Below are 19,399 nucleotides of genomic sequence, written 5' to 3'. Positions count from 1 at the left end.
TTTGATTCATAATCAAATAGCAAAAAATAGGTGTTTTTTTTGATTCCCTCAATTAGAGGAGGGATTGACATAATGAAAGAAGAGAATGAACAAACTTTAGGACAAGCTTTAAACCAAGTTAATGCTAATGCTAGAAAAAGAGATTTTGAGAAAGATGCAAAACAAAGGGACCAAGCTGAAGAACTAAAAAAGTCTCTTTTGCAACAGTTAAAAGAGTTAACTGGAGAAGATCATTACGTTGGAACTAATAAAGATCCATTTGCTGGAGAACCATTTAACCAAGTGATGCATAGAAATTTAGACTTATTGAATAATATTGAATATTTAACTCAAGCAGAAGAAAGTTTTTTGTTTAGAATTCAAGCTTATTTAGAATTTAGAAGTAATGTAATTATCTGTAGAGATGATAAGTTTAAGAAGAAACGAAAAAATATTGTTGAAGATGATTTTGAATTGCCGAAGGCCGCAACAGTTTCTCAAATTGCTGATATGATAGGAAAATCAAGACAAAAAACATCTGTTATTATGAATTCGTTGAAGAAAAAAGAAATTTTACTTAATCCAGAAGGTGCAGGACAAATTATTGAAAACGGTCGTACTGTAAGCCCTAGAACATGGATAGTAAACCCTTATATAATGATTTGTGCACCTCGGAAAAATGAAGTGAAACTTGATAAATTGACAATGAGATTATTTCAATACTCTTTGAAAAATCTTAAAGATCAAAATGGTAAAAAAGTAAAATTACCAGTTAGATTTTTTTAGACTGTATCAATTCGATACAGTCTTTTTTTGCTTATATGTAATTTTTTAGGTGTCACGAAAAGGTGACAAAAAACAAAAAAATGTCACCAAAAGGTGACACCCTAAAAAGCTCGTTAAACCCAGTGATATCAAGGGATTTATACGTTTTTTGTAGATGCTCTCTATTATCACTATTATTAAAGGCTAAAAGTTCCGTAAGGAACAGGTCGTATTTTTGAGCAAACAATGCTCAAAAATCTCCACCTTTTTCGCTTCGCTCCATCCTTGCGGAACTTTTTTCGGCTCGTGTGCTTTTCTCGCCAAGCCGAAGGACAAAAAGCAATGCAATGGTTCTCGACTTGGACTAGCAAGTATACGAGCCGAACCGCCAGATTATTTGTCCTAGACTTGCTCTTACCCGTCATAACGTTACGTTTCAAACCGTGGGGTCTCGCCCCCACACGACGAACCAGCACTCTAAACAAAAAGCAAGGGAACTACCGGAACCTGGTAATACAACTCTTATTGTGGGTTGGGTTGCACATATTTATAAAAGAATACCCTTGTCCAATCCATTATCATTTTCTAGTCATTTAATATTACAAAGGGGGTTAAAAAATGGAAAACAATGAAAAAATCACGTTTCGATTTGTAAAAAAAGATGGACAAGAAATTAATTTGGGAAATTTTGCTGATAAACGAAAAATTGTCATTGTCATTAATAATCAGATTACATTTGCACCGAATACAACACAAATTGCCAGTGGAGCCGGACAAAACAGTGCAGCAGGAAGTAATGCAGCAATCGATTCATCGAATACTCGACAGCAAGAAACAGTAGGCGCTGGAGGCGAAGCGATAAATAAAGGAATTAGTGGGGACCAGATTGAACCGCATAAAGTGAAAAAAGAAACCTCGGATGAAGAGGCAGAAGTTGTACTTATCATCAATAATCAAATTAATAAAACCAGTGAGGAACAGGCTAGTGCTACTCAAGTGGCAAGTGGTGGTGGAGATGACAGTGCAGCGGGAACTAACGCTGCCATCGAAAGTTCTAATACTAAACAGCAACATGCAGTTGGAGGCGGAACGGATAGTTTGGCAGTAAACGCAGGTGAAGAAGGCGACCAAATAGAAAAATGTGATTAAAGAAAGAAAAATAATGTGAATTTTAAGGGTTCTCTCAGTTTATCTGAGGGTGTTTTTTATAGAGAAAGATTGATATGTAAGTAGAGGTGGTTATATGTGTTGGTCAATCAAAACGGACCTAGTGAAGCGAAGAAAGTAAGAAAAAACATAAACTACCCATTTATTTATTTTAAAAGAACGCAAAAATTTTCTTGCGTTCTTTTTTTGTTGTTATTTACCTTTTTTTTGACACCCTATCTTCTATAAACCCTTGTTATTACTGACTTTTTTACTTTTCTCTTCTCACTTATATATATAGGGTTAAAAGTTCCGCAAGGAACGGGTCGTATTTTTGAGAAAAACACTCAAAAATCTCCATCCTCAAAATCAAAAAGTTGATTCGTTGATCTTCACCTAAAGGCTAATGCTTTTTCTTTTTTGATTTTGTCCTTGCAAAATTTTTTAGTTTTACATTTTTTATCTTCAAGTTGAACAAGAGAAATATCTAGACCACAAATTAATAAGGTTGATTTGATGTTTTGCAAGTTGGGGTATGACAACCAAAATGTGAGAAAAAGAAGGAATTACCTGTTCACTTAAGCTTCTTCTCCATTATTATCTTGTTCTGTGTCCATAAAAGTAGTAAGAATAGAATCCAATGGTCTTTGGCCACTTGCAACTGCATCTACTTTGTCTACAAATTCTTTTCTAATCAGATATTTTAATGGTTGTTCAACACTATTAAAATATTTAAAAGCTTCTCTTGTCATATCGTCCCATTCCTGATAATAATGCAAGTAATCATCTTCTTTTACGCTTTTTCTTGTTGTACCTTCTTCAATACATTCAAAGCTTACATCGTCGCCTAAAACACCATAATCAGATGTCAATTGTTCGCCAGGCTGAATATCACTTGCAGCCAACTGTAGTTCATATGCAGTCTCCGTACAATTTGGATGAAAACTGTGATTCATATACCTCGCATGATCCCAATTTAAAATGTATCGACCTTCGTTATCTGGATAAGCATATTTATAGATAACCTCTTGACGGGCTTTGTCCAGAGACTCTATATACGCCTCTTCTAAAACCATATCAAGATCATCCGCTATCCATACAATTGTTCCTTTAGGAATAAATTTTGTGGCAACTACTCCAACACCTATTTCTTCACTTATAAAGCGAATCTCAGTATTAGGATGTATCATCTGTTTTGTTCACTCTCCCTTATCAGACTTCTATAGAATATGCATATGTAGATCAGGGAGCATCCTGTATTTTACTTATACAGGGGGCTGTGTAGCAATGGATAAATATTATGCAACTAGTATTAGCGGATACGAAAAATAACTCAGAATGTGTTTTTGACTCTAAAAATATACTTTTTATAAGAATTAGAGCAAACTTATAGGTTAATCATTAGGATTTTTAATTAGTAACGTCCTGTAAGTATTGTTAGCGAATATTGTATTATTAAAAACACCTCTTTTATGTTCGCTAATGCTTATTGCGTGATTTGGTTCCATTGCTATACAGACTCTAAACATCACTCTTTGACCGTTTTTGGGTATAGAAATTTATATTAGTTGTCTTAGCGTATAAAATTTATGAAATGTCGTCAGGTCCCTTATATTGAAATGAGATCGTTAAAGAATTGTTTACATATCTATTTTTTTCATACGGTTAAGTAATAGTCCGTCAGTCTTGTCATTTTCTCCAATAATAAAATCTTTCATATAGTATGATACATATTGACCATAACGGGAAGATGTTTTTCGAAGCAAGTCGTCTACAACATAACAACCTAATGGCAATGAATCGAGTGTTAATGAGGAAAGTGCTCCGTAAATGCCGCATGCAACCTGGAAGTATGTTGCGTTAGTATGGAAGCGTGTATACATAGCATCACTGTTTATTACGTTATATATAAAACGCTCTTTATTGCTATATACAAGAAGAATTCCGATGAGATCGGCACCTGTTAATTCAGCGTCATCGGGAAGAAGTACTTTATGCTCCCAATCCCATAAATCATCTACTGTTTTAAGATTGCTGCGAATTGCATTGGTTGTATGCTCATTGACTCTGTAAAGAAAGCCAACTTCTCCGTCGAACCATTCTCCTAAGCTGACAGCCTCTTCATGGGGCATGAGACAGCCGTAAAATTGAATATCGCCTAATGTTACTTTAAACTCTTGTTGATACACATCCTGATACAGTACAACTGGAATATGTTGTTTCATGAAGAGTGGGTAATTGAGGATTGCTTCGTCAAGGAAGCATTCAGGAGACCATGTTGTGTAAATGGTGTTTTCTTGAGCAAGTTTAGCATTTTTATAAAAGGTAGTGTCATGCTCAACGATATAGCTGGCGATAGGTTGTTCTTCAGGGAATTGCTGCATCAAATGCAGCATCATCCATTGTACAACCCCAGGATTCATACCAGAACCGATGATGCTTGTTATGTTTTGGAAGCGATCCTTATGCTGTGCAAATATACGATACCGTTCGAGTAAACCGAATCGTGCAATTGCTTCATTGTCATCAACTTCAGGACATTCTATAGCGGTGTTAATATAATGTGTGCCAAATTCGTTGCAGTCAGTTAGCATTTTGACGGTATCAGCCCATGAAACGTCTATGACGATGTTTGGTGTTGTTTGTTGTAAATGAGTACGAAATAAGGAGGAGTCGCTTAAATCAAACTCATGTAGAACAAGCTTGTTCTGTAGGGCATTACAAAATCTTGCGTAGTAGGATAATGGTTTTTGGTCGATATCAATTAGATGAATGGTACAATTTTTTATATAAGAATAAATAGGATCTTTTTTATCCTGTGCAGTTTGATTAAGAAGGGCGAGAATAGCTTTGGCAACTCCACCACTGCTTCCGAGTAGGGAAAGAGTAAGTTGAGATTGTGTCATTTCTGTTTTCACCTCCTATTTTATTCTTGTATATTCGATAAAAGGAAAAGTGTTTGTTTATTTATACTAATGTAGCTTTTATATTGTGCAAAATGGATGTATAGGAAAATGAAAATGGTTATATTACACATATGAATACTGTATTTATGTTAGGTTAACATAACGTCTCATTATTGATAGTGGTATTCCTTGAGTAATCCCTTTTATGATGAGGGTTTCTTGTTTGTTTGGAGTAAGGATTGATATGCAGGATTTTATACATTTTGATATAGCAGGGATCCCTGGGATTCTCGCTATTTTATTTTTGCTTTTTTTGCATAAAATTTTTTATAAGTTAAAAAGATTTTGATAATGAGTCGAGAAGTAAGGAGTATCAAATTTAAAAATCGATATTCATTTCGAAATTAATTCGTTTTTAAAATCGATTGTAAAATCAGTTTTGAGTGGATTTCGATTTGAATTAAAATGTTGATATAATAGTGTTTTTGAGTGAAAAAACTCATTCTGTTTTTTAGGAGGAATTAAAATTGGAACTAAAATCGGAAATGTATACACCGAAAATTGTTGCGGATAATTTAGGGATTACTCCCGATTTATTAAAAGTATGGTCAAACGAATTTAATATACAAACTGAGCGAAGCCAGGGAGGACATCGTAGATATTCTAAGGAAAATATTGAAGAATTAAAAGCAATAAGAGAAAAAATACAGGTGCAAAAATGGTCTTATGATCAAGTTCGAGCATGGCGAAATGGAGAACTTGATTTATTTGTTTCGAAAGAAGAAAAATCAGAATTAGAAAAGAAATTGGATAAAGTATTAGAAAATCAGCAATTACAAAATGAGTTCAATCAAGCATTAGTTCAAAAATTACAAGAGATTACAAATGAATTAGTTACTACAAAAGAGCAGTTAGTTAATACTGAGAGAAAATTAACTGAAGTAGAGAGTAAAAATGGTGAATTAGAAATTTTTATAGAACAAAAGTTAGAGGAACGAGATCAGTTATTGCTTGAAAACATTAGAAGTATACAGAAACAAAAACGGAAAGGTTTTTTCGGTTTATTTAAAGATTAATTTATTAATTTTGTAAAGAAAAAGTTCCTTTAGATTTTTCTAAAGGAACTTTTTCTAGGCTTTTTAGATAGATTCATTGTTTATAAATGAAACATAGATCTAGAATGATTTCTTATGTGTTATGGTTTTTGATTTTTAATAAATTGTATCTATTACTTTAATTTCAAAAGAAATTTCTTTAGCAGCTTCTAAAGCTATTTTTTTAGCTTCTGTTTTAAGATAGGATGTTGCTATAACATATCCACATCGATGTCCCATTGATGTAGGTGGTTTTAGGAAAGTTCCCTTTTTAGGTTTTATATAAACTTTTTCGACACCAGGATATTTAGAACTACGATTTTTCCCTGTAACTCGAATTAGTGTTCCTTTAGATTTAACTGTTAGGTAATGAGTGTACACATACTTATAATGTTTTTTATTTAGCGAAGGTTTATTTCCTAACATTAATTGAATAGTCTCTTGTACTAAGTTGATTCCATGTCCAATTTCAATTATGTCATTCATTGCTCCACCTGATATTCTGGGATTTATCTCAATTAATTTCCAAATGTCATTTATTCTTCGAAGTTCTAGATGACAAGCTCCATTTTTCATATTAAAAGCCTGAATAACAGAATTAATTGCATTGAAAAGACTATTATATAGATTATTGTTTACCTGTCCTAGTAAAGAATAACCAGTAACAATAAAGCGTTCAAAAAGTGTAACTTCTTGTTCAATTACTGCTATAATATTAATTTTTCCATTTTGAACTAAAATTTCGACTAAGTATTGAGGGCCATTTACATATTCTTCAAGTAAAATTTCTTCATTAGGTAGTTTTTTTAAAAGACTTTGTATAGATGAAATTAATTGATTTTTATCTTTTACTAATAATACATCTTTTGATCCTGTTGATTTAGGGGATTTTACAATAAGAGGAAATTCCATTTTTTTAGTTTTTTCAAGAAAAGATGATAATGGTTCTGTTGGTTTGTAAATTAAATAATTGAGTGAGATTGGTAAATTTTGAAGTACATTACGAGTTAATATTTTATTTTCCATTTGGTAGATTGCTTGAGTAGATACAACACTTGAGCAAAATTTTTCTGATAAACGTGCAGCTACATAAACAAAAGGATCAATAAAACTAAAGATTCCTTTTATATTCTTCCCTGATTTTTCTAATTTCTTAATTGTTGTAATTATATTATCATAATCGTTTATATCAGTAAAAATCATTTGATGTACATCAGGGAATATAGTGCGTTCTTTAATAAATTTTGTTTTATTAGTTAACAAAACAGTAAAAAAATTAAGTTTTTCCGCTGCTTTGATTGCTTCTCTACTTGATCCAGATTTATTTGTTTCAATAAAAACAATAGTATCCATCTCATGTCACCTTAACCTTAATCATTTTATAAAACCTTAGATTTATTATTTATATAGGTAGAATATTAAAATGAGGTTAAGCTTGTTCTTGATTTTTTGGAAATTGGTTGAATACGGAAGGGTATGAATATATATATAATGAATTTGGTATTTGAGCTGAAAAAGATCTTTAGAAAGAGGGGAAGAGGAACCAATATGACTGTAGTTGGTATGCTTCATCATCGGAAAGATCCGAACATGGTAAATAAAGCATATGCTTATGCTGCTGTAGCAAAAGCTGAAGGTGTAAATTTTTTTTATTTTACTTTAGGGAAAGTAAATATAGAAACTGAAAAGATTTTAGGTAAAATTTATGAAAATGGTAAGTGGATTGAACAAGAATTTTCTTTTCCTGATGTTATTTATAATGCAAGTGTTTATATTAGTGATAACAATCAGCAAATTTATGATTATTTATATGATAGGGTTCCGTTCACAAGTCATTCAATTGGGGATAAATTAAGTGTATATAACAGAATAAAAAAAGGGGAGAAATTTAAGCAATATCTTATTCCTTTTTATGAATTAAATGATGTTGATAATTTTTTTGATATGATTAATCGTTATGAAAAAGTTATTATTAAACCAGTTTCTGGACATCAAGGTAAGGGTATTTTTTTCATTGAAAAACGTGGTATGAATTACAGTTTGAAGGAGCCAGAACAAGTTTTATTGATTAATAAAAAACAATTATTAGACTTTATATCTGATAAAATTCAGGAAAAAGCTTACATTGTTCAACAGTTTATTTCATGTCAAATGAAATCTGGTCATGTTTATGATTTTCGATTGCATGTTCAAAGAAATGGAGAAGGAAATTGGGATATTACTTCAATATTCCCAAGGATAGGTCCATTAGGAAGTATTGTATCAAATATGGCTAGTGGTGGTTATAGTACTTATTTAGATATTTTTTTAAAAACGGAGTTTGATAACGATTGGTATAATATTCAAAGGTATTTAGAGCGATTTGCGGTAAGTTTTTCTAACCATTTTAATTCTTTATATGAAGATGTATTATTTGATGAGTTAGGAATTGATGTCGGGATTGATAAGAACCAAAAACTGTGGTTGTTTGAGGTGAATTGGAGACCAGGTGTACCTAATATATTTAATCTTGAATTAGATATAGCTAGAAACTTAATTCACTATGCTAGATATTTAGCTGATAACTATAAATAAGAAAAGGGAAATAAAAAAATATAGTAATAGAATTTATGGTTTAAAATTATTGTGTTTTTTTGATTTCTTTTTATTTACAGTGTTCTGAATGTATACTTTTGTTGTTGATTTTGATGATATTAGGGAATTTGTTGTGAAGTCAATGTTTAAAGTCATTCGAATGTAAACAAATATTTAAAAGTTTACTTTCAATAATAACAAAAAAGTCCCTTAATAATGCTTAAAGGGACTTTGCTCACACAAATGATCTGTATATCAATTTACCTTTGATATACAGATCATTTGTATGATAATTTCTATAAATAATTGCTAAATAGTTAAACTTACATAAATGCTTTTAAAAGTTCTTGAACTAACGGAAGTGCTCCACCTACGAATTTTAAAACTGCCATTGCGATTTCCATATTATTTCCTCCTCTTTTGTTGATGCTAAGATGTGATGTATCTTTATGCTTTTATTATAGTAAGCGCTTACATTTTTATCAATATATTTTTATATGCAATCTTACATATTAAAAAAAGTAGAACATTGAAATTTAGTGTTTTAAATATGGAAGCAAACTAATATTTAAAAGTTTGTTTATAAATAAGCAAAAGAGTTTGGATTATTTGGGGTTCTTGGTAATAGTAACGATTCTATTTTATTTTTAGTGTGGATTATAGGTGAAAAAGAAAAGGGCAAACCTGAATTCAGATTCTGCCCTTTTCTTTAGTTGGCTATTACAGTTAAGATGATTTACTCTCGACAAACATTGTTTTTTGATATAAAAAACATATGATTTTTACTTTATTAGACTATCAAATGATAGTGAGTGTATACAAGATTTTATGCAAGATTGCATGAATAAGGAAATATAGTATTGGAAAATAAGTCAAGTTTACAGTGAATGAAGAAGATAATGTTTAGAATTTAGGGAGAAGTGGTTACGGGTGTTGGTCAATCAAAACGGATCTAGCGAAGCGAAGGGAGTATTTGACTTGACCAACTACACTACACCCGAACCCTCTTGGCACTGAACAAACCACTGTTTGTTCCTGCCTACCGGCGAGGGAGCCCCTCAGGGAATGAGGGGTTGGGGAGTTGGATAAAGGGGGTCTGGGGAAGAGTTCCCCAGTGGGTTTGGGCAATGCCCAAGGTTTGTTTTTGCCGTGCTTAAGAACGGCTCGGCAAAGCTGAAAAGCGTCGCAGACCCCTATCGATTTTGATGCATTAGCGTCAAAATACATATAGGGTTACGTTAATTGACACAATTTCGTCGCCTTGCTAGACTTATTGTATCAATTAATTTAGAGAAAGTGGTGGCACTTTATGTTGTTCTCTATCTCATTTAATCAATCTCACCAAAGTTCATTAAGCCATAATAACAGAGAAAACATTCATGGGAATCCTGGCATAGATCCATCCAGGTTAGAAGAGAATATCTACTTTGTTCAAAAGGACATCCGAAGTGTATACAAGGATGTCTTTCAAGAAGTAGTAGATAAGTATAACGAGAAACAAAAACGCAATGATCGCAAAATTAAGGATTATTATGACAAGATAAAAAAAGATACAAAGACACATGAGCAACGAGAATTGGTTGTAGCGGCTGGAGAGGGTAAAGATGACCCAAAGTATAGAGAAGCTAAAAAAGAAGCGTTAAAACAGTATGCGGAGGCGTTTCAAGGGCGAAATCCAAATCTAGCAGTCTATAACATGGTTTTACATGATGATGAAGCAAATCCCCATTTACATATTAACTATGTACCGAATTTCGAAAGTAGTCGAGGATTAACGAGGCGTGTCGGAATGGATAGAGCCTTGCAACAACAAGGCGTACAAGGAAAAGGAACGGAGCTAATTGCGAATTGGAGACAATTAGAAACGGCTTATATTGAATCTTTGGCTAAAGAACAAATTCCAAATTTTGAACGTGCCAATGTGGGTTCCCATAAATATATGAAAGTCCGTCAATACAAGGAATATGCTGAAGCAGTTTCTAATATTGAGAATCAATTTATGGAGCTAAGTAAGCAATTGCCTAATAATAAAATTACGTTAAAGACCAAAAAGAAAGAGATTAAGACAGAGGTAAAACCAAAATTAATTGGTAAACCTGAAATCATAGAAAAGGAGACAGGTAATTATGTTTTTTCTCCAAAGCAACTCGAAAAAATAGAGGAATTGATAACCGCAGCAGTCACTGTAAAAACAGATTATGAGCGTTTGCAGAATACGGATTTGGTAAAAGAAAATAAGGAATTGAATCGTCAAGTTGATAGTTTGCATGACTCTTTAAAAGAATCCCAAAAGATAAATTTGAAGTTAAAAGAGGAGAATAGAAAATTAAATACTGAAATAGGCTCATTAAAAACTCATATAAAGGATTTGAAGGAGAATATAAGAGTTTTGTATGAACAGACGAAAAAAGCTTTTAAAGAGAAATTTAAGGTGTTTAGAGGGATTATTAAAAATGAATTGGATAGCAAGGGAATAGATAATCAATTTGAACGTGAACATAAGAGAGAAATAAGCAAACATCGGGATTTTGATAGAGAAAGATAGGATTATGATGAAAGCATTGAATTGTATGAGTTTGAAGAAGAAAAAGAGGATTGAATGTTGTGTTTTTGCAAGAGATGGAAAGCTTTAACAAGGTGTTTCATGTTATTATAAAGAAAGACGTATAAACGAGAAAAACCGCCCATGCTTTGGACGGCAGGCGGTTTTTCTTAATAAGGTTGGAATCAACCAATATATATTCTATATACATTCTAACATATAAAAGTTGATTCCTTCCACTAAGGGAGAGAATTATTTTATGACAAAAGTTGTAGATTTTGGACAAGCTGAAAAAAAAGCGAAAATAAGAGATAGCAAGATTGATAGTATTTATGACCAATTGCAAACTGGTGGTTATTCAGAAGAAGAAAGAGCTATGCTTTTACAGATGTTAAGTAAAATGTCTGGTGGGGAAGAATATTTCATAGGTAAAAAGAAAAAACCTACAGATCGGGTGAGATTTGTGCAAATTATAATGGATAATATAGATTATCTGATTGAAATAGGTTATTTAAGCAGTAAGGAAGAAGCTTTTTTATTCAAATTAACTTCATCTGTAGAATTTAAAACCAATGTTCTTGTAGAACGTGAGACAAATAATCCAGCATCACCTACATATTTAGCTGAAAAGTTTAAAATGACTCGTCAAAGTATTTCTAGTGTTATGAATGGTTTATTAAAAAAGGGAGTATTAGCAGTTGCACAATCAGGTGTTACAACTGAAGATGGACGAGTTTGTACTAGTCGTACATGGTTTGTAAATCCAAATGTTATGTGTTGCTCTCCTAAAGATGGAATAGACAAAGCAACTCAACATATTTTTAGGGATTCATTAAGAAATTTTAAAGTTGAAGATCAAGGAAAGAAAAAACATAAATTACCCATTTATTTATTTTAAAAGAATGCAAAAATTTTCTTGCATTCTTTTTTTTGTTTTTATTTACCTTTTTTTAGGTGTCACTTTTTTTTGACACTGGTGTCACTTTTTTTTGACACCCTATCTTCTATAAAACCTTGATATTACTGACTTTCTTTACTTTGCTCTTCTCACTCTTATATATAGGGCTAAAAGTTCCGCAAGGAACGGGTTGTATTTTTGAGAAAACCACTCAAAAATCTCCACCCTCAGAATCAAAAAAGTCGGTTCGTTTATCCTCACCTAAAGGCTATCGCCTTTTCTTTTTGATTCTTGTCCTTGCAAAACTTTTTTCGGCGGGTTTTTAGTTTTCGCCAAGCCGAACAGACCAAAAACAGGGTTAAGTTGCTCGACTTGGATTAGCAATTATACCCGCCGAACCGCTAGTTCTATCGATTTAAATAATGAGCTTATTCCATATTCAGTTACGTTAAGTTCCTGGGGGTGTAGCCCCCAGACCCCCAGCCAGCCCCCAACCCAAAAACAGGGGGAAATAGCATGATAAAACATTTTTACACCTTAGAATCACGTTATTATAAAGAAATTTGGTAGTCTTTAATTAGCCTTTAACTTAACCTCAAACTTAAGGGAGATGTATAAATGAACATTGGTAGACAAATACAATATTTTCGTAAACGGGATAATATGTCCCAAGAGAAGTTAGCAGAAAAAATTCATGTTTCCAGACAATCTATTTCTAACTGGGAAAATGAAAGGAACTATCCAGATATTCATAATTTATTAATGATGAGTATTCTCTTTAATGTCTCCCTGGATGATTTAGTTAAAGGAGATGTAAAGATCATGAAAGAAGAACTTCAAAAATCAACTTTCTTTAAGTGGAGTTACATCATGTTAGCATCAATGATTATACTTCCTATTTCTATTGCACCTGTATTTTACTTTTTTGGTTATTATGGTCTTATAATACCTTTGGTACTTACGATTTTACTTATGTTTTCATCACAGCAAGTTGAAAACATAAAAAAAGAGCATAATTTAAAAACTTATCGTCAAATAGTTGATTTTATAGAGGGAAAACCTGTAAGTGAAGTAAGGCCTACTATAAAAGACAAATTATTAAAAATAGGTTTGATGCTTGCAAGTGCTTTAATTAGTTATAGTTTGATTTATTTAGGATTAAGTGTATTTGAAAGATAACTTAGAAAATTATTAAAATTCCTCTGGATTGCTTAACTGGAGGACTTTTGTGTTTACATAATTTTCGAAGTAGGAAGTGAGAAGCATCAATTCAAATCCAGTTATCATTGTTCTAATGTAACTAATAGGGGCACGACAACGATTACTATTTTTGGGGGCCACTCATTATTTTAAGTAACAGAATTAAAGTTCTGTTAACTTTTCTCTAAATAAGGCTTGCTGATGTCTCATATGACTTATCTCAAAATTTTTATCGTTGTTAAATGCTCTATTTTTAACGCTGCAGACAGTTTAGCGTTGTAAATCCGCACTTTCGGGACTGGACCCCTAATAGTCTTTTTAAGCCAGTTTACAAAGGAGTAAAAGTACATTCTTCCTTTTCAGGGGTGGTTATGCTTAATGCCCAATCACCAATAGCACCCGAATCGAGAGCGAAGCTATCTAATACGAAAAGACTCCAAGTGCCATTCGGATTCATTCCGTTAAAATTGCTAAGCGCAACGCTTGGTGAAGTAGGAGGAGCCGGACCCGGAAAGTTTTGGATTCCAAAAAAATCTGTTGGCTTAAAGGTACCGGAAACAATTTGTTGGAGTCTCGGAAGAAAACTTGTTGCGTTGTCATCAAATGTCAATGTCACATTGATATTACTCATGAAACCTGCAAAAGACATCAGAATAGTATTGGTTACCCCATCCGGTCCAACAAGTAATATATTTAATTCACCAGGGGTAAGATGTGAAAAATCGAAAAGTGTCACCGTTACCTTAGCAATGGTACCAGTCAAGCCTGAAACGGTTGTAGTAGATGGATAAGGAGTTGCTGGACCTACTTCATTGATTATGATTTGTTCCCCATTAAAAAAATTAAATGTACCGCTAGGAAATCGCATGCAAACTGATTCAAAAGGACAACAATTACCTGATGGTCCTTGAGGCCCTGTTTCTCCCTGAGGTCCAGTAATTCCTTGAGGTCCAGTAATTCCCTGAGGTCCAGTAATTCCTTGAGGTCCAGTAATTCCTTGAGGTCCAGTAATTCCCTGAGGTCCAGTAATTCCTTGAGGTCCAGTAATTCCCTGAGGTCCAGTAATTCCTTGAGGCCCAGTAGGTCCTTGAGGTCCAGTAACTCCTTGTGGTCCAGTTGGAAAAGTAAAAGGTGGAATTGGTGATAGTGTTGGTCCTATAAGGTTAGGATCTAATGCACAAGCGAATAAAAATTCTTCTGGATTTAAACCCTTTGAATGATTTTTATTTGACATATATATTCACCTCCAAAAAAAATTTATCTTAATTAATAAATGCGTAATACATATAAAATGATAATAATAATGGAGAAAATGTCATCCAAATTGTAAACAAACTATTCTCAAAGGAACGATGTATATTGTATACATATGAGGTTAACATAACGCACAATTATCGGTAGCAAGGTTTTACTAGAATTCTTGTATTTATAGGGGGTTTGTTTTTACTCTATGTAAAATCAATATAAAGTATTTTATACATGGTTGATTTAGCAGGGATTCTAGGGATCCCCGCTATTCTTTTTTTGCATAAAATCTTGTATATAGAAAAAAGATTTTGATGTGGGTATTAAGATGTAATGAGTATTCAATTTTAAAATTGAGGTGTGTTCCTAAGAGTGGATCTGTAATACGAACTATACAAATTAATCATGTGAAGATTATGAGAGTTAAGAATTTGAAAAAAGTGATACGTGAATTATTAGGAAAAAGGGTATATCATTGCTATAGCGAATATATTTTTGAGGTGAGACGCTATGAAGACGTTATATAGTCCTGGCGACGTGGCAGAGCAATTAGGTATCCAATCTAGTACATTACGTAAGTATGCTGATGTATTAGAAAAAGAGGGTTATACTTTCATAAAGAATGAACGTGGGCATAGGAAGTATAGAGAAAGTGATGTAATGGTTTTTCGTAAGGTTATTAACTTAAAGAACGACACAAACATGACATTAGAAAACGCCACAAAACAAATAGTATCATGGCATCAAGGCGTTGAGGTGTTGCCATTAGAGCGACAAGAAATTGAGCGCTATGAAGAACCAGATTTCAACGCTACGACGCTACAGACGATGCTTCAAGATCAAAATGCGGTCATTGAAAAGCAAAATGAATTACTACAAGAATTAAACAAACGTTTAGTTGAACAAGACCATCGATTTGCACAAAGAGAATCAGAGTTATTGAGCGCTATACAAACGATACAGGAATCCCAAATGTTTATAGCGACGAATACTAGCGAAGACGTAGCGAAGAATCAGGGACGCGATGAAATGCTCATGCAAACAATAAGGGAAGTCCAGGAAGTTAAGAAGATGATTGCAGCAAATAAAGATAAGAAATGGTATGAGTTTTGGAAATAATTTTTTAGAATTTGATTAATTATTTTTCGCCACTTCTAAAAAATATAGAAAAACGAATATAAAAGGTAAAGCTTAGAGTCATATGAGAACCCTGAGCTTTTTTGGATACTACTGATAATCTGGTTTTATGTGAACTAAATCTTAGGAAGAAGGAATTGAAAATGAATAAGAAATGTCCTAATTGTGGTTTTAGAGAAATTAGGCAAGATTTATTAGATGTCCAAGCATGTTTAAGACTTATTAGTACGGATAATCTTTTCAATCAATTTTCAAGTGTGATTGCTGATGTTTGCACAGAGTGTGGTAACATTTTATCTATGAAAGCAGAACATCCAGAGTATTTTAAAGTAGATAAATGAAAATTACTGATAATACAGATTATGTGAACGGACTGCTGATAAGTGATGTTATGTAAATTTCATAAAAATAAGATATATAATATAAAAATAATGATTAACTGAGGTGAGAGTATGGAAAATATATGTGAAATTCCCATATTAGAAACAAAGCGTCTTTTATTAAAAAAACTAGATTTTCATGATTTAGATGATTTATTTGAAGTCTATTCGGATCCTCAAACAACTACATATGTACCTCGAGAGGTACACAAAAATAAAGATGAAACTCGTATTTTTTTAGAAAACACGATAGAAACAGCTAAGAAAGGTAAGTCCTTCACATGGTCTATTATCTTTAAGGATGATCAGAAAGCTATTGGAACCTGTGGCATTTGGAAATTATTATATGGTAGCGCTTCTTTAGGAGCTGTTATTAACCCACTGTATTGGGGAAAAGGAGTTATCGTCGAAGCTTTAGAAGAACTAATAAAGTTTGGCTTTCAAGAATTAGATTTAAATCGTATTGAAGGAAGATGTGACGTAAGAAATACAGCATCTGAAAGAGTTATGCAAAAGCTAAAAATGACATATGAAGGAACATTGAGACAAAGTGTAATAATCAATGGTATGTATTGCGATTCTAAGGTATATTCTCTTTTAAAACATGAATATGATAACTTTCGATAACAGAACTTATGTAAAAAGCTAGCATATATCTAGCTTTTTCTTTTTTGTTCATGAATGTTCTAACCTTTTTATTTATAGTCTTTTGAATGTATACTTTTGTTGTGTATTTTGAGGATATCAAGAGAATTGTTGAGAAATCAATATTTAAGGGGAAATGAAAGTAAACAAATATTTAAAAGTTTACTTTCAATAATAACAAAAAAGTCCCTTAATAATGCTTAAAGGGACTTTGCTCACACAAATGATCTGTATATCAATTTACCTTTGATATACAGATCATTTGTATGATAATTTCTATAAATAATTGCTAAATAGTTAAACTTACATAAATGCTTTTAAAAGTTCTTGAACTAACGGAAGTGCTCCACCTACGAATTTTAAAACTGCCATTGCGATTTCCATATTATTTCCTCCTCTTTTGTTGATGCTAAGATGTGATGTATCTTTATGCTTTTATTATAGTAAGCGCTTACATTTTTATCAATATATTTTTATATGCAATCTTACATATTAAAAAAAGTAGAACATTGAAATTTAGTGTTTTAAATATGGAAGCAAACTAATATTTAAAAGTTTATTTATAAATAAGCAAAAGAGTTTGGATTATTTGGGGTTCTTGGTAATAGTAACGATTCTATTTTATTTTTAGTGTGGATTATAGGTGAAAAAGAAAAGGGCAGAACCTGAATTCAGATTCTGCCCTTTTCTTTAGTTGGCTATTACAGTTAAGATGATTTACTCTCGACAAACATTGTTTTTTGATATAAAAAACATATGATTTTTACTTTATTAGACTATCAAATGATAGTGAGTGTATACAAGATTTTATGCAAGATTGCATGAATAAGGAAATATAGTATTGGAAAATAAGTCAAGTTTACAGTGAATGAAGAAGATAATGTTTAGAATTTAGGGAGAAGTGGTTACGGGTGTTGGTCAATCAAAACGGATCTAGCGAAGCGAAGGGAGTATTTGACTTGACCAACTACACTACACCCGAACCCTCTTGGCACTGAACAAACCACTGTTTGTTCCTGCCTACCGGCGAGGGAGCCCCTCAGGGAATGAGGGGTTGGGGAGTTGGATAAAGGGGGTCTGGGGAAGAGTTCCCCAGTGGGTTTGGGCAATGCCCAAGGTTTGTTTTTGCCGTGCTTAAGAACGGCTCGGCAAAGCTGAAAAGCGTCGCAGACCCCTATCGATTTTGATGCATTAGCGTCAAAATACATATAGGGTTACGTTAATTGACACAATTTCGTCGCCTTGCTAGACTTATTGTATCAATTAATTTAGAGAAAGTGGTGGCACTTTATGTTGTTCTCTATCTCATTTAATCAATCTCACCAAAGTTCATTAAGCCATAATAACAGAGAAAACATTCATGGGAATCCTGGCATAGATCCATCCAGGTTAGAAGAGAATATCTACTTTGTTCAAAAGGACATCCGAAGTGTATACAAGGATGTCTTTCAAGAAGTAGTAGATAAGTATAACGAGAAACAAAAACGCAATGATCGCAAAATTAAGGATTATTATGACAAGATAAAAAAAGATACAAAGACACATGAGCAACGAGAATTGGTTGTAGCGGTTGGAGAGGGTAAAGATGACCCAAAGTATAGAGAAGCTAAAAAAGAAGCGTTAAAACAGTATGCGGAGGCGTTTCAAGGGCGAAATCCAAATCTAGCAGTCTATAACATGGTTTTACATGATGATGAAGCAAATCCCCATTTACATATTAACTATGTACCGAATTTCGAAAGTAGTCGAGGATTAACGAGGCGTGTCGGAATGGATAGAGCCTTGCAACAACAAGGCGTAAAAGGAAAAGGGATGGAGTTAATTGCAAATTGGAGACAATCAGAAACGGCTTATATTGAATCTTTGGCTAAAGAACAAATTCCAGAATTTGAACGAGCGAATGTAGGTTCACATAAGTACATGAAAGTCCGTCAATACAAGGAATATGCTGAAATGAAATCAACTGTTGAGAATGAAATATATGAAAAAGAAATGCAGTTAGAAGTTTTTGACCATCATATGAAACATGCTGAAGAAAAAGTAAATGAATTACAGATAGTGAAAACACATGTAGTTGATAAATATAAAGAGTTAGAAGAAGTGGAACAACAAGTAAAAAGTGAAAGTGAAAAGTTACAGCTGATTAGTCAGCGATATATAGAGTTAGAAAAAAAGGTGAAACAGCAGCAAAAAGAATTGGATAGTGTTGCGGATCAAGTACCAAATGAACCTATTAAAATTCCATTTTTGCGTAAAGAAGTAATAACAGAAGTACAGGATAAAATGTTTGGAAAAGCTGAAATCACGAAGAAACAGACAAGAAATTATGTGTTATCACCAGAACAATATCAAGAATTAACAAAACAAGTGAATGCAGCGGTTACTATCAAAAAAGATTATGAGCGTTTGAAAAAAACAGATTTTGTGAAAGAGAATGAAAGTTTAAAAGTACATGCGGAGGGGTGGATGGAAGGAAATCGAATATTGAAACAAGAAAAAAGTCAGTTACAAAAAGAAGTTGGTGTATTAAATAGTGAAATAAACTCGTTAAAGGCTCATATAGAGGGTTTGCAAGCAAATATAAGGGTTTTATATGAACAAACAAAAAAAGTGTTTAAAGAGAAATTTAAGGCGTTTAGAGGGATTATTAAAAATGAGTTGGATATGAAAGGTGTAGATAACCAATTTGAACAGGAACATAAGAAAGGAATTAATAAACATCGAGGTTTTGATATGGAACGGTAAAAAAATAGGGAAACTTTGTTTTTATCTTTAAGGTTATTGAAAACATGATAGAATGAAAAAAAGAGCCATGCTCCAACATGGCTCTTTTCAAAGGGTATTCAACGAAAATACCTAAAATTTAAATGTCTGGTTATAGATTATCA

At 32.8% G+C, this 19,399-nt stretch carries 15 protein-coding genes; 11 read left to right on the top strand and 4 right to left on the bottom strand.

What is annotated here, in order from left to right; all coding sequences use genetic code 11:
- The first annotated feature begins 72 nt into the window (after nucleotides 1–72).
- Both DJ93_RS28135 and DJ93_RS28130 read left to right on the top strand, forming a co-directional pair.
- Nucleotides 73–765 carry a hypothetical protein gene (locus tag DJ93_RS28135; protein ID WP_042984804.1) on the top strand — a complete coding sequence of 231 codons (693 nt, stop codon included), beginning with the start codon at nucleotides 73–75 and terminating at the stop codon, nucleotides 763–765.
- A 597-nt stretch (nucleotides 766–1,362) separates the two neighbouring features.
- Complete coding sequence (locus DJ93_RS28130; RefSeq protein ID WP_042984801.1) at nucleotides 1,363–1,893, top strand: hypothetical protein; 531 nt, start codon at nucleotides 1,363–1,365, stop codon at nucleotides 1,891–1,893.
- A gap of 575 nt (nucleotides 1,894–2,468) precedes the next feature.
- Here DJ93_RS28130 and DJ93_RS28125 read toward each other — a convergent pair.
- Together DJ93_RS28125 and DJ93_RS28120 are read right to left on the bottom strand one after the other, a co-directional pair.
- Nucleotides 2,469–3,080, bottom strand: a complete 612-nt coding sequence (locus DJ93_RS28125; RefSeq protein WP_042984798.1) for an SET domain-containing protein — start codon at nucleotides 3,078–3,080, stop codon at nucleotides 2,469–2,471.
- Between the two features lie 450 nt (nucleotides 3,081–3,530).
- Nucleotides 3,531–4,796, bottom strand: a complete 1,266-nt coding sequence (locus tag DJ93_RS28120) for a saccharopine dehydrogenase family protein (protein WP_042984797.1) — start codon at nucleotides 4,794–4,796, stop codon at nucleotides 3,531–3,533.
- A 527-nt stretch (nucleotides 4,797–5,323) separates the two neighbouring features.
- On the opposite strand from DJ93_RS28120, the gene DJ93_RS28115 reads away from it, so the two are divergent.
- A complete protein-coding gene (locus DJ93_RS28115) occupies nucleotides 5,324–5,872 on the top strand; it encodes a MerR family transcriptional regulator (RefSeq protein ID WP_042984794.1) in 549 nt (182 codons plus the stop codon).
- Nucleotides 5,873–6,007: 135 nt separating this feature from the next.
- On the opposite strand, the gene DJ93_RS28110 is transcribed toward DJ93_RS28115, so the two are convergent.
- Nucleotides 6,008–7,243, bottom strand: a complete 1,236-nt coding sequence (locus DJ93_RS28110; RefSeq protein ID WP_042984793.1) for an ATP-grasp domain-containing protein — start codon at nucleotides 7,241–7,243, stop codon at nucleotides 6,008–6,010.
- 123 nt (nucleotides 7,244–7,366) lie between these two features.
- Between DJ93_RS28110 and DJ93_RS28105 the strand changes: the two genes are divergently transcribed.
- From DJ93_RS28105 to DJ93_RS28080, 4 genes are all read left to right on the top strand, one after another.
- The gene (locus DJ93_RS28105; protein WP_042984790.1) at nucleotides 7,367–8,464 is read left to right on the top strand and encodes a YheC/YheD family endospore coat-associated protein; all 1,098 of its coding nucleotides are present in this window, start codon (nucleotides 7,367–7,369) and stop codon (nucleotides 8,462–8,464) included.
- Nucleotides 8,465–9,773: 1,309 nt separating this feature from the next.
- A complete protein-coding gene (locus tag DJ93_RS28095; RefSeq protein ID WP_042984788.1) occupies nucleotides 9,774–11,009 on the top strand; it encodes a plasmid recombination protein in 1,236 nt (411 codons plus the stop codon).
- A 256-nt stretch (nucleotides 11,010–11,265) separates the two neighbouring features.
- Nucleotides 11,266–11,904 (top strand): MarR family transcriptional regulator, encoded by a 639-nt coding sequence (locus DJ93_RS28090; protein WP_000170177.1) that lies wholly within the window; start codon nucleotides 11,266–11,268, stop codon nucleotides 11,902–11,904.
- A gap of 618 nt (nucleotides 11,905–12,522) precedes the next feature.
- The gene (locus DJ93_RS28080) at nucleotides 12,523–13,083 is read left to right on the top strand and encodes a helix-turn-helix domain-containing protein (protein ID WP_042984785.1); all 561 of its coding nucleotides are present in this window, start codon (nucleotides 12,523–12,525) and stop codon (nucleotides 13,081–13,083) included.
- A gap of 349 nt (nucleotides 13,084–13,432) precedes the next feature.
- On the opposite strand, the gene DJ93_RS29705 is transcribed toward DJ93_RS28080, so the two are convergent.
- Nucleotides 13,433–14,338 carry an exosporium leader peptide-containing protein gene (locus DJ93_RS29705; protein WP_052109754.1) on the bottom strand — a complete coding sequence of 302 codons (906 nt, stop codon included), beginning with the start codon at nucleotides 14,336–14,338 and terminating at the stop codon, nucleotides 13,433–13,435.
- A gap of 521 nt (nucleotides 14,339–14,859) precedes the next feature.
- Here DJ93_RS29705 and DJ93_RS28070 point away from each other — a divergent pair.
- The 4 genes from DJ93_RS28070 to DJ93_RS28050 all read left to right on the top strand — a co-directional run bounded on the left by DJ93_RS28070 (nucleotide 14,860) and on the right by DJ93_RS28050 (nucleotide 19,256).
- Nucleotides 14,860–15,468, top strand: coding sequence for a DUF3967 domain-containing protein (locus tag DJ93_RS28070; protein WP_042984783.1), 609 nt, complete (start codon nucleotides 14,860–14,862; stop codon nucleotides 15,466–15,468).
- 161 nt (nucleotides 15,469–15,629) lie between these two features.
- Entirely contained in the window at nucleotides 15,630–15,827 is a 198-nt protein-coding gene (locus tag DJ93_RS28065) for a hypothetical protein (RefSeq protein ID WP_042984781.1), read from the top strand.
- A 111-nt stretch (nucleotides 15,828–15,938) separates the two neighbouring features.
- The gene (locus DJ93_RS28060) at nucleotides 15,939–16,493 is read left to right on the top strand and encodes a GNAT family N-acetyltransferase (protein WP_042984778.1); all 555 of its coding nucleotides are present in this window, start codon (nucleotides 15,939–15,941) and stop codon (nucleotides 16,491–16,493) included.
- Nucleotides 16,494–17,801: 1,308 nt separating this feature from the next.
- Nucleotides 17,802–19,256: a plasmid recombination protein gene (locus tag DJ93_RS28050; RefSeq protein WP_042984775.1), complete on the top strand. Its 1,455-nt coding sequence runs from the start codon at nucleotides 17,802–17,804 to the stop codon at nucleotides 19,254–19,256.
- Nucleotides 19,257–19,399: the final 143 nt, after the last annotated feature.

The sequence above is a fragment of the Bacillus clarus genome, assembly GCF_000746925.1.
Taxonomy (GTDB): domain Bacteria; phylum Bacillota; class Bacilli; order Bacillales; family Bacillaceae_G; genus Bacillus_A; species Bacillus_A clarus.
Note: the sequence above shows the minus strand (reverse complement) of the source record. Positions and strands in the feature narration are given on the sequence as shown.

Coding starts and splice junctions, on each gene's coding strand:
- DJ93_RS28135 (WP_042984804.1), top strand. CDS start 73: ATGAAAGAAGAGAATGAACAAACTTTAGGACAAGCTTTAAACCAAGTT.
- DJ93_RS28130 (WP_042984801.1), top strand. CDS start 1,363: ATGGAAAACAATGAAAAAATCACGTTTCGATTTGTAAAAAAAGATGGA.
- DJ93_RS28125 (WP_042984798.1), bottom strand. CDS start 3,080: ATGATACATCCTAATACTGAGATTCGCTTTATAAGTGAAGAAATAGGT.
- DJ93_RS28120 (WP_042984797.1), bottom strand. CDS start 4,796: ATGACACAATCTCAACTTACTCTTTCCCTACTCGGAAGCAGTGGTGGA.
- DJ93_RS28110 (WP_042984793.1), bottom strand. CDS start 7,243: ATGGATACTATTGTTTTTATTGAAACAAATAAATCTGGATCAAGTAGA.
- DJ93_RS28105 (WP_042984790.1), top strand. CDS start 7,367: ATGAATATATATATAATGAATTTGGTATTTGAGCTGAAAAAGATCTTT.
- DJ93_RS28095 (WP_042984788.1), top strand. CDS start 9,774: ATGTTGTTCTCTATCTCATTTAATCAATCTCACCAAAGTTCATTAAGC.
- DJ93_RS28090 (WP_000170177.1), top strand. CDS start 11,266: ATGACAAAAGTTGTAGATTTTGGACAAGCTGAAAAAAAAGCGAAAATA.
- DJ93_RS28080 (WP_042984785.1), top strand. CDS start 12,523: ATGAACATTGGTAGACAAATACAATATTTTCGTAAACGGGATAATATG.
- DJ93_RS29705 (WP_052109754.1), bottom strand. CDS start 14,338: ATGTCAAATAAAAATCATTCAAAGGGTTTAAATCCAGAAGAATTTTTA.
- DJ93_RS28070 (WP_042984783.1), top strand. CDS start 14,860: ATGAAGACGTTATATAGTCCTGGCGACGTGGCAGAGCAATTAGGTATC.
- DJ93_RS28065 (WP_042984781.1), top strand. CDS start 15,630: ATGAATAAGAAATGTCCTAATTGTGGTTTTAGAGAAATTAGGCAAGAT.
- DJ93_RS28060 (WP_042984778.1), top strand. CDS start 15,939: ATGGAAAATATATGTGAAATTCCCATATTAGAAACAAAGCGTCTTTTA.
- DJ93_RS28050 (WP_042984775.1), top strand. CDS start 17,802: ATGTTGTTCTCTATCTCATTTAATCAATCTCACCAAAGTTCATTAAGC.